Below are 10,366 nucleotides of genomic sequence, written 5' to 3'. Positions count from 1 at the left end.
CGCGCTTTTATTTGCGAGTTTTTGCCGATTGAAACGGAATTGTCCGGCGGCTGAATCGGAACGTAATTCTGACAACCGCTATAGCGGAATAAACGAGGAAAAACCGAATGCCTAAAATAACAGCCGTTTTTGGAAGTCCGCGGCGCATGGGTAACACCGCAACTCTATTGCGACAGGCGATTAAGGGCGCCCGGGATGCCGGAGCAGAGGTAAATGAAATTGTGTTGCGCGACCTTAAGATGTCGCCGTGCCTTGAGATATACGGATGTAAACAATCCGGACAATGTGCCATCCAGGACGACTTCCAGGGAGTTTTAAAACAATTGCTGGCGTCTCAGGGCATCATACTGGCTTCACCGATTTTTTTCTACACCGTCAGTGCCCATACAAAGATCCTGATGGATCGATGCCAATCCCTGTGGGTCAAAAAATACTGGATCGATAAAGTTCCCTTTGGCGCACGCCAACCCAGCCGAAAAGGGTTGTTCATTTCAGTGGGTGCAACCAAAGGGAAAAAACTCTTTGATGGCTCACTCCTGTCGATAAAATATTTTTTGGACACGCTGGATGCGCAGCTCTGGCGATCGTGCCTCTACCGGGGGCTTGATTTTGAGGGGGATGTTTTAAAGCACCCTGATTATCTGGACGAAGTTTACCGGGCCGGAAAAGAGTTTGCGACCATCCTCTGAGTAAATATCCGACTCCAAAGGGAATTTTCATTGCTGGAATTTCAATAACTTGCTGAAATCCCAAATTTCAAATTCCAATGGCATAAATTCGAAAATCCGAACAATGCTTCGAACTGGAAAGTTTTGGTCATTGAAAATTGATGGCTTCGTAAAAAGTCGAAAATGCGCCTCTTTCGTCATTCCCGCGAAGGCGGGAATCCAAGAATTTCAGACGGTTCTGGATGCCGAATCAAGTCCGGCATGACAATTGGAGTACTTTTTACGAGTTCATTAAAATTGGAATTTGAGATTTGCTTGTAATTTGATACTTGGTACTTGGATTTTTTTTAAACCAGTTTATTCAGAGCTTCCAGCACGGCATCATAATCCGGCTCCTCGGCGATTTCCCGAACGAGCTGAATGTGTTGAATCACTCCCTTTTTATCCACCACAAACACCGCCCGGGCCAGCAGGCGCAGTTCCGGGATCAGCACGCCATAGGCATTGCCGAATTCCGCCTGGCGATGATCCGAGAGTGTAATGACTTTGTCGACACCGGCTGCGCCGCACCAGCGTTTCTGTGCAAAGGGCAGATCCATGCGGACTATCTTCGCCCCAGAAAATAATCCAACACAAAAAACAGCCCGCCGATACAGAACAACAAGATAAACAACGGCATGGTTACAATATACTCGGCAACTCTTTCAAGCCCCCCGAGTGAGGCGTTTCCCATCCATTCAAAATGCTGCTCGCCAACGATATCCACAAGGGTTGAACTCCGCCCGACGGTTTTGGTCTCCATTATACTCGATAACATTTGAAAACCGATCAATAACCCGCCCCCCACGCATGAAAGCACCCCGATCAATGTATATTTGGTCATAGATCCTTCTCCTTTTGTGTTCAGGATTCCGGTTAAAGCTTATCGATCAGATCACACAACAGCCGCACGCCGAATCCGGTACCCCCCGCAGTACAATAGGCATCCCCCTTTTTGGCATAGGCCGGCCCGGCGATGTCGATATGGGCCCAGCGGATATCTTTGACAAACTCCGATAGGAACAGCGCGGCGGTAATAGCGCCGCCCCAGCGCGTACTCCCCATATTGCTGATATCTGCGAAATCGCTCTTGAGCTGTTCTTTATAATCCTGCGGCAGCGGCATCCGCCAGCAGCGCTCGTGGGTCTTTTTCCCGGACGCAACAATCACTTCGGCAAGCGCGTCATCTTCTGAAAAAACACCGGCGATCTTTTCTCCCAGCGCCACAACACAGGCGCCGGTGAGGGTGGCCAGATCGATGAGGGTCTGGGGTTTATATTTTCGGGACACGTACGCCATGGCATCCACAAGGATCAGGCGGCCTTCGGCGTCGGTATTGCCGATTTCAATACTTTTGCCCGAATAGCTTTTGATGATATCCCCCGGCCGCGAGGCGCTCCCCGAAGGCATGTTCTCAACAATGGGCACGACGCCGATCACATTGATTCTGGGTTTCAACTTCGCAATCGTAATCAATGTGGCTGCAACCGCAGCCGCACCGGACATGTCCATTTTCATATCGTCCATTGAAGTCGACGGCTTTAAATTAATCCCCCCGGAATCAAACGTTACCCCCTTACCGACAAATGCGATTGTTTTCCGGGATCCTTTGACTTTATATTCCATGACGACCATCCGCGGCCGGCTCTGACTCCCGGCGCCGACTGCCAGCAGCGCACCGAACTTCTTCTGTACCAGCTCCCTTTCCTGCATGATTCTGGCGTTCAGTTTCACCTTGCGCGCATGGGTTACAATTAAATTTGCAAACTGCTCCGGTCGTTTCTCATTGGACGGCATGCTGACCCAGTCCCTTGCCAGCGCGGTTCCCGTGCAAATGGCCTCTATCCGCGACGGAAGCCTGCCGTATTTTTTCGCCGCTTCATCCGCAACCAGCAAATACGCTTTTTTAAGCGGCTTTTGTTTTTTTTCCGCCAGATATTTGTCGAACAGATGGTTTCCCAGAGAAAGCCCTTCCATCAAAGCCTCGAGAATCAGGGACAGCTCCAGTTTGATTTTTTGTGCCGCCGGCACCATAAAATGGACGGCGTCAAGCTTCATCTGGATACTTCTTTTAGCTGCTTTTCCCGCCATTGCCCGCAAGGCTTCGGCATCAACCCCGTTCAATTTCCCCAACCCAAAAAAAATGATCCGGTCCGCCGCTATCCCGGATGGCTTATAGAAAACAATTTCCTCGTCTTTTGCCCCGCTGAACTCTTTCAGTTTTTTTACTTTTTTAAGAACTGCAACAATCGCCCGGTCCGAATGGATTTCCTTGTCCGCACACACCGGTATTATCAATGTTTCCATGGACGTCTTTTTTAAATCAGCAGATGCGAATGCTATCACAATTTACCTCACTAAATTTCCTCTATGCCGTGACTCTTTATCAGGGCTTTTAAATCAAACTCCTGTATAGGTGTCAGGCTTAAGAATTGAACACTGATGCGGCGGATGTTCTTGGAGCTGTATGAGATATCACCGAACTCGATATTTGAAATCAGTTTAACTTTTAACTTTTCCAGATATAACTTGCCATCCATAAATAAATCGATCTTAAATCTGACCGGCAGGGGTTGTACCTTGTCAACCCGGTTAAATGTGAGGCCGCCCATTCCGATATCCACGATTTGATCCTCGGGCAATGGTTCTGGATCAATCGCAACCGTTAATCCCTCTTGAACCTGGTATCGCTTATACTTTCTGTGTTTTAAGGCAAATATGCTCTTTAGAAAGTCCTTCACCCTCACACCCTCCGCTGCAGCCCCGGTTCATTGAAATTTATTAGAGTAAAGTTCCGTAATTGTCAAATAGATGCCACAAAAGACTGAGATTTTCGATGAATTTCAGATCCGAGTCCCGCTCCGGCAGCATTGCGTTTAAAACCGGAAAGTTGTTTGAGCGAATCGGTTTACTTAAACCAGGCCTAAAAAATATCGATGGAATCGGTCATCCGTTGTCAATTCCGGGTGAAAGGACGTTACCAGCCATTTGTCCTCCTGGGCAGCCACAACGGTTCCATCCGGCAGGGAAGCGATGACTTTCGCCTTTCCGCTTGCCGATAGGAGTTTAGGCGCCCGAATAAAAACAGCCGGAAACGGCCGGACATCTCCTTCCTCCAGAACCGGCACCGTAATATCGCTTCGAAAACTTTCCTTCTGGCGTCCGAAAGCATTTCGCTGGACTTTGATATCCATCAGGCCCAACAGCGGCTGATCCATACCGATTTCCTTGGCCATTAAAATCATTCCGGCACAGGTACCCCACAGCGCCTTGTGGCGGCCGAAATGGCGCAAAGGATCCATGAGGCCATAGCTGACAGCCAGTTTCCCGATGGTGGTGCTTTCGCCCCCGGGAATAATCAGGCCTGAGAGATCCTGCAAGTCCGCCGGCAACCGCACCTCTACGGCATCAACGCCCAGGCGGCGCAAGGCAGCGATGTGTTCGATAAAATCACCCTGTAATGCCAGTACCCCGATTTTTTTGGTATCATTTTCCATGCTTACCAGCCGCGTGTTGCCAATTGCTCTTTTTCAGTCAAACTGCTGACGTTGATACCCACCATGGGGGCTCCCAGATTTTCACTTACTTTGGCAAGAATATTTGGATTTCTGAAGTGCGTTGTGGCCTCAACAATTGCCTTGGCCCGCTGGGCCGGATTTCCGCTTTTGAAAATTCCCGAGCCGACAAAAACCCCATCAACCCCGATCTGCATCAGCAAGGCTGCGTCCGCAGGTGTCGCGAGCCCCCCCGCGGCAAAATTTACCACCGGCAGCCGCCCCAGCGTTTTCGTTTCTTTAACCAGTTCGTAAGGGGCACCGATGGTTTTGGCATAAGTCATCAATTCCTCATCGGGCATAGATTGCAGACGCCGGATCTCCCCCAAAACCGAGCGGGCATGCCGGACCGCCTCCACAACATCTCCGGTCCCGGCTTCGCCCTTGGTACGAATCATGGCAGCGCCTTCGCCCAGTCGGCGTAAGGCCTCACCCAGGTTGCGGCATCCGCACACAAAAGGCACTTTGAACGCATGCTTGTTGACATGATAGGCTTCATCCGCCGGTGTCAGCACTTCACTTTCATCGATATAATCCACACCTATGGCTTCCAGTATCTGGGCTTCCACAAAATGGCCGATGCGACATTTTGCCATCACCGGGATGGATACGGTCTCAATAATCTTGCGAATCAAGCCGGGGTCCGACATGCGCGCCACCCCCCCATCCGCACGGATGTCGGCCGGGACCCGTTCAAGGGCCATCACCGCCACCGCCCCGGCATCCTCGGCGATCCGGGCCTGCTCAGGCGTCACCACGTCCATGATAACGCCGCCTTTAAGCATCTGGGCCAGTCCGCGTTTAACGGTCATGCTGTCGGCGTTATCCTGGCAAGAAATCTTATCAATCTTTTTTTTAGTTTTCATAACGACCCTCCACAAAAATATTCAAAATAATTTTAAATATAGCACCACAAACCTAAAAATAATACTCTTTCCTCTAATAATATAATCGACAAAATTTTTTAGTTTAACATAGGTACGCTTTGTTACGATTACAATCCCCTTATACATACCGCCTTTATCTTTTGATTATCCGGATGAAAGATTTTTCAGATAGGAAACAGCTTCCCAGGAAAAAGCACCGGGATAACACGGCAGTACGGCATTATTGGTGTAAATGGGGTCCTTTTCAAGTGGATACCGGGAAGACTTTAATGCCGCTTTCCATAATACGGTCTGCGGTATCGGGGAATAGTAGGCCGGTATGGGTGTAATACCGCTCTGTTTAACGGTCCGGATAGATTCGACGATGGACGCCAGCGTCTGCCCTGGAAGTCCCGCCAGCAGGTATGCACCGACCTGGTTCTTTTTGAACCCGGCATTTTTCAGCTGCGTGACCGCCTGTACAAATTCAGCCGCTGTCACTTTTGCATCCAGTCCTTCCCTTTGCGTAAAAGCTGTCGTTTCAAGCCCGAGACGGATGGTTTTAAACCCGGCCCGAACCATCATGCCGGCTGTCAGGTCTGTAATTCCACGAATATGAACGGCATTGGGGAGGTGAAATTGGATATCCAAACCGGCCTGAATAACCGCCTCAAACAGGGGCATGGCATGTTTTTCCGCATCCACCAGGAGGGCATCATCGTAGAAAACAAAATCTCTGACCCCATGGGCTTGATGCCAGAATTGAATTTCAGCCACCACGGCATCCGCTCCCCGTCGCAGCGACTTTGGATGCAGCAAATGCGAAGCGCAATACGCGCATTTGAACGGACACCCTTTGGACGTCAGCAAGGGGACATAGTTCACCCTGCGCTGCAGATCGAAAGCCGGATAGGGATACGTATTCATATCTTCAGGATCGAATCGGCATTCTGCCGAAAAGCCGGTATGCCGGGATGCCAGTTCCAGAATAATGCCTTCCCCCGGGCCGGGCGTAATCAGATCTGCACCCGAGTGGTCGACAGCATGCTCCCGGCAAAGGGTTGCATAAATCCCACCGAGAATCACCGTCGGTTCCGGAAATATCTCTTTAATGACCCGGATCGTTTCCTGAACCCCCGGATACCAATACGTCATCAGTGACGTCACCAGAACAAGATCCGGCTGCGCCAACTCCCTTAAATCCTGCCTGAACCACTCCGGCCGGATCCCGTACCGGGAATAATTGCGGGGGACATCTTCAAAAACATCCGGTTTTTTTATGCGTGTCTTCAAATAGGGACCGCGTCCATCTCTGGCACCGGGGTCCGAAGCAGGGGCGTTGGGATGAAAACGATCCAGGCAGTCCAGATAGGACACTTTAAAATCGTGCGCTCTGAGAATGCCGGCCAGCGTCAGCACCCCCAGCGGTTTGGCCCAGAAATCGTACGCAGCAAAATCGGTTATCCAGGGATTGACCAGAAGTATATGCGGTTTGTCCGGTTTCACGGGAAAAGTATCGCAAATAAGTCACGCATGTTTTTCGGGGAACAAGCGCCGGATATCCGCTTCCGTCGCCCGGCAGACGCCCCGTTCCGTAATAAACCCGGTCACCAGCCTGGCCGGGGTGACGTCGAAAGCATAGTCGGCGGCGGGGCTGCCCGCCGGGGGAACCAGAACCCTGCGGATAACTCCGCCGTCCAAACCCTGAACATATCTGACTTCGTCCGGGTCGCGTTCTTCAATGGGAATCTCCTTTATGCCGTCTCGAAGTGTCCAATCGAAGGTGCTTGAAGGCAAGGCAACGTAAAACGGTATATGATTGTCTTTTGCAGCCAGGGCCTTTAAATAGGTCCCGATCTTGTTGGCCACATCCCCCGTGTATGTGGTTCGATCCGTCCCGGTAATGACCATATCGACTTTCCCGTGCTGCATGAGATGACCGCCGGCGTTGTCCACAATAACGGTATGGGGGACTCCCTTTTTGCCGAGCTCCCAGGCGGTCAAGCGGGACCCCTGGTTCAGCGGCCGGGTTTCATCCACCCAGACATGAACAGGGATGCCGTTTTCATGGGCTGCATAGATGGGGGCAGTCGCCGTGCCGTGTTCCACACAGGCAAGCCAGCCGGCATTGCAATGGGTTAAAATGTTAACGACCGCGCCCTTCTTTTTCCGGCTGATCTGCGCGACTAAATCCATTCCGTAAAATCCGATCTGTCTGCAGTTTTCCACTTCCGCTTCAGCGATTTTCTCCGCCGCCACCCTGGCGGCATGAACCTGCCCTTCGCTATCGTTTGATTTTGCAACCTCTGATAGAACCTTATCGACGGCCCAGGCAAGATTAACGGCTGTCGGTCTGGCCGACTTTATCATTTGTGCGTCTCTCAGCAGGCAACCCGGTTCTGCCTTATCTCCGGCAGCCGCCACTGCAGAAATATAAAGGCCATAAGCCGCCGTGACGCCGATCAATGGCGCCCCCCGCACAAACATGTCCTTGATTGCACGGACCACATCCGCAACCGTGTTCAGTTCAACGACCATTTCGGCATGGGGCAGCTGCCGCTGATCAATTATTTTCACTTTCCCGCTATCCGGATCCAGCCAGATGGGTCTTTGGTGAATCGAATCTGTTTGCATAAAAAGAACTCGCTTTCAATCCGTTAAGATGTTAAAATGCTGTTCACTTGATATCGCTACCGGAAAATATTCTTATTTGGCGACTAAAAAGTCAACCATTTAGGCATTCCTCTAATCGTACAGTTAAGGCTATTTATGACACAAATACCATCAAAAAAGATAAAAATCGCCTCCATCATTTCAGGCATTGTTCTGTTGATCATTATAGGAATCATATTATTCAAATTTATTGACAAAACAACCCCTGATTCGATTCCAACCGTCACTGACGCAATCGTCAGGGGATTTACCTTTCTGGACATGCATGCTGATTCCATATTAACCGACAGTGCCCGCGACCGGCTGAGGAAAAGCCTGGGGTCTGAAGCAATTGAAAAAAAGACCGTCCTTGATTTGGAAATGCACTATCCCGGATTTCTGGAAAACTATTTTCCGGATCTCAACGAATTAAATAAACAGTTAAACTTTGAAGGCGGCCGGCGGACAAGAATCGAACACAATACGACAAAGCTGATCTATCGTTACTCCACCACATTTCATTACGTGGAATTGTTTTTTTCAAACTATACCCAAAAACCACTTTTGTTCCGGGTCAAAGCCAAACGGGACGGGATGGATTATCTGGCAACGCTCCAGCAAAAATACGGGGAACCCCGGGAAGTCGTCTGGCAGAATCAAAAAGGAAAGTCGCTTTTCTGGAAACTGGATAAAGATGTTTTGATTTTATCCCTGTTTGTGGACCAGTACGATCAGCCGCAATTTGAAATTATGATCTGCCGTGCAGAAAATATTGAGGAGTTGCTGACGACGGAAAAAAAAGAATCCCGTCAACGCAAAACAGGAAAAACCGAGGCGGGCCGGAAGCTTTTTTAACAAATAGTTGAAAAACTGCGCCTAAGACCGCCATGCCGCGTTGCGCGACGCTCGCCGATGCTCATCCCCCCGTGGGCGGGAAGTCACCGGGTGCTGAAATACCGCGCCGCTCCAGCAAAGATCCTTCAAACCGGAACAATTCGGTCAACGCCTTCAGATAACTGGCCACTGACCTGACCTCGATCAGTTGACTCAGCAGAAGATCCCGCTGTACCTGGGCCACCAGAAAGTTTGTGGATCGCCCGACCCTGAATTTTTCGGTTTCAACCCGCATCTTTTCCTCTTCCAGCTTACGCGTTTCCGAAGATGCGGAAATCTGCTGCCGGGCGCGCTCCACTTCAATATAGGCCGCACGGACATCCAGTTCCACCAGTTGCGAAAGGTTCTCCAGGGCCCGTTGGGCTTGATCCCGGTTGAGCTGTGACCGGCGGTAACGGGCGGTTGCGGCCCGGTTTTTAAACGGGTATTCAAACCTGACGCCGGCAAGGGCGTCATAGCTGTCGCCGCTGGTATCGCTGACGCTGCCGCCGAAAGAATCGGCATAGCCGGTTTTTCCCAGGTTAATGAAAAAATCCATCTTCGGCAGGGTTCCGTTCTTCGTCTTAACAATTTCAATTTCGTCACGCTGGACACCCAAGCGGGCCTGATTGAGATCCGACCGCATCTTCAACGCCACCGCAACATGGGCGTCCGTATCATCCAATGTTACCTGCTGCAGGTCGGGTCGTGACAGCAGAACCACTTCCCGTTTAAAGGGATTGGCACCCGGCGGGTTGAGAAGCCTCAGGAAGCGTAACTGTCTGACTTCCATGGTGCTGCGGGCTTCAATGAGCTCCTGCCGGCGGACGGCAATTTCAGCTTGAGCGGCCACAAGCTCCGATTCGGCCAGTTTGCCGACCTGGATCATTTCCTCTGCTTCTTTCTTTTGCTGCTCCACCAGTTGCAGCGACTCTTCCACAATTTTAATCTGTCGAATGGCCAGGGCGTAATCCCAATAGGCTGTTTCGACCTGGCTCAGGAGGGCTTCGCTGAAACCACGCAATTCATAATAGGAAGCCGTCGTATCCAGCCGAGATTGCTTGATATTCGCCAGGTTTACCGTTGTGCCATACCCTCTTAACAAGGCCTGGGTTACTGAAAGTCCCAGTCGCGACTGTAGAAAAGGATCCTCATTGAGTGATGTTTCAACCCGTTCGGAACCGCCTTCCACCTGAACAGTTGTTCCGGCAGGGAAAAATTTTTCCACGGCAACACCTCCGGCTATCGTATCGGACTCAAATGGATCCCTGCCGCCCCTGGAGCGGGCCCGCTCCCCCCGCTGCCGCTCTGCAGTGGCTTGCGCATTTAAAACCGGATCAAACAGCGCCTGCTCCTGCTCTTCAATCGTTTTCTGAATAAGGGGATTGATCCGCTCAACCGCCAGGGACCTATTATTCTCCAGGGCCATCAGGATCGCATCCTGAATCGTCACCCTGATCGAGTTTTCCGATGCCCGATCCTGCGCCGCCATTGCCGGCCCGATTTCTCTTTGAACGAATTGGGGCCGCGCGCTTATGTCCGGCTTATCCACGTAAGAATCCCGGTTCTGGGCGCTGACCGGCACCATCATAAAAATATGGATGAATAAAAAGAACAAAACGGCGATCAGCATAACCGCTAGTGTCTCGTCAACCATCAATTGTCGGATAGAGGCGGCGTAGTTTTATCCTGGCATCCTCGGCAGTGAATTGCC

Annotated in this window: 11 protein-coding genes; 2 read left to right on the top strand and 9 right to left on the bottom strand. The window is 50.9% G+C overall.

All coding sequences use genetic code 11. The annotated features are described in order from the left end of the window. Positions 1 to 107 precede the first annotated feature (107 nt). On the top strand, positions 108 to 689 hold the full coding sequence (locus tag P1P89_20500; protein ID MDF1593897.1) for a flavodoxin family protein: 582 nt from the start codon (positions 108 to 110) through the stop codon (positions 687 to 689). Between the two features lie 326 nt (positions 690 to 1,015). On the opposite strand, the gene P1P89_20495 is transcribed toward P1P89_20500, so the two are convergent. From P1P89_20495 to mtnA, 8 genes are all read right to left on the bottom strand, one after another. Further along, on the bottom strand, positions 1,016 to 1,267 hold the full coding sequence (locus P1P89_20495; protein MDF1593896.1) for a redoxin family protein: 252 nt from the start codon (positions 1,265 to 1,267) through the stop codon (positions 1,016 to 1,018). 5 nt (positions 1,268 to 1,272) lie between these two features. Beyond that, a complete protein-coding gene (locus P1P89_20490; protein ID MDF1593895.1) occupies positions 1,273 to 1,551 on the bottom strand; it encodes a hypothetical protein in 279 nt (92 codons plus the stop codon). Between the two features lie 32 nt (positions 1,552 to 1,583). Beyond that, positions 1,584 to 3,053, bottom strand: a complete 1,470-nt coding sequence (locus P1P89_20485) for a leucyl aminopeptidase (protein ID MDF1593894.1) — start codon at positions 3,051 to 3,053, stop codon at positions 1,584 to 1,586. Positions 3,054 to 3,064: 11 nt separating this feature from the next. Continuing rightward, positions 3,065 to 3,448: a hypothetical protein gene (locus tag P1P89_20480; protein MDF1593893.1), complete on the bottom strand. Its 384-nt coding sequence runs from the start codon at positions 3,446 to 3,448 to the stop codon at positions 3,065 to 3,067. A gap of 171 nt (positions 3,449 to 3,619) precedes the next feature. Beyond that, on the bottom strand, positions 3,620 to 4,204 hold the full coding sequence (pdxT, locus tag P1P89_20475) for a pyridoxal 5'-phosphate synthase glutaminase subunit PdxT (GenBank protein ID MDF1593892.1): 585 nt from the start codon (positions 4,202 to 4,204) through the stop codon (positions 3,620 to 3,622). Between the two features lie 2 nt (positions 4,205 to 4,206). Beyond that, on the bottom strand, positions 4,207 to 5,073 hold the full coding sequence (pdxS, locus tag P1P89_20470; protein MDF1593891.1) for a pyridoxal 5'-phosphate synthase lyase subunit PdxS: 867 nt from the start codon (positions 5,071 to 5,073) through the stop codon (positions 4,207 to 4,209). A 219-nt stretch (positions 5,074 to 5,292) separates the two neighbouring features. Then, a complete protein-coding gene (locus P1P89_20465; GenBank protein ID MDF1593890.1) occupies positions 5,293 to 6,633 on the bottom strand; it encodes a cobalamin-dependent protein in 1,341 nt (446 codons plus the stop codon). Between the two features lie 21 nt (positions 6,634 to 6,654). Beyond that, complete coding sequence (gene mtnA / locus P1P89_20460; GenBank protein MDF1593889.1) at positions 6,655 to 7,761, bottom strand: S-methyl-5-thioribose-1-phosphate isomerase; 1,107 nt, start codon at positions 7,759 to 7,761, stop codon at positions 6,655 to 6,657. 135 nt (positions 7,762 to 7,896) lie between these two features. On the opposite strand from mtnA, the gene P1P89_20455 reads away from it, so the two are divergent. Beyond that, positions 7,897 to 8,634 (top strand): hypothetical protein, encoded by a 738-nt coding sequence (locus tag P1P89_20455; protein MDF1593888.1) that lies wholly within the window; start codon positions 7,897 to 7,899, stop codon positions 8,632 to 8,634. Positions 8,635 to 8,695: 61 nt separating this feature from the next. Here P1P89_20455 and P1P89_20450 read toward each other — a convergent pair whose 3' ends face one another. Next, a complete protein-coding gene (locus P1P89_20450; protein ID MDF1593887.1) occupies positions 8,696 to 10,285 on the bottom strand; it encodes a TolC family protein in 1,590 nt (529 codons plus the stop codon). Between the last annotated feature and the right edge of the window lie 81 nt (positions 10,286 to 10,366).

This window comes from Desulfobacterales bacterium, from assembly GCA_029211065.1.
Taxonomy (GTDB): domain Bacteria; phylum Desulfobacterota; class Desulfobacteria; order Desulfobacterales; family JARGFK01; genus JARGFK01.
Note: the sequence above shows the minus strand (reverse complement) of the source record. Positions and strands in the feature narration are given on the sequence as shown.

What these genes read in the sequence shown, in the direction of transcription:
- pdxS (MDF1593891.1), bottom strand. Translation starts at nt 5,073, where the DNA reads ATGACCGTTAAACGCGGACTGGCCCAGATGCTTAAAGGCGGCGTTATC.
- P1P89_20500 (MDF1593897.1), top strand. Translation starts at nt 108, where the DNA reads ATGCCTAAAATAACAGCCGTTTTTGGAAGTCCGCGGCGCATGGGTAAC.
- mtnA (MDF1593889.1), bottom strand. Translation starts at nt 7,761, where the DNA reads ATGCAAACAGATTCGATTCACCAAAGACCCATCTGGCTGGATCCGGAT.
- P1P89_20495 (MDF1593896.1), bottom strand. Translation starts at nt 1,267, where the DNA reads ATGGATCTGCCCTTTGCACAGAAACGCTGGTGCGGCGCAGCCGGTGTC.
- pdxT (MDF1593892.1), bottom strand. Translation starts at nt 4,204, where the DNA reads ATGGAAAATGATACCAAAAAAATCGGGGTACTGGCATTACAGGGTGAT.
- P1P89_20455 (MDF1593888.1), top strand. Translation starts at nt 7,897, where the DNA reads ATGACACAAATACCATCAAAAAAGATAAAAATCGCCTCCATCATTTCA.
- P1P89_20490 (MDF1593895.1), bottom strand. Translation starts at nt 1,551, where the DNA reads ATGACCAAATATACATTGATCGGGGTGCTTTCATGCGTGGGGGGCGGG.
- P1P89_20450 (MDF1593887.1), bottom strand. Translation starts at nt 10,285, where the DNA reads ATGCTGATCGCCGTTTTGTTCTTTTTATTCATCCATATTTTTATGATG.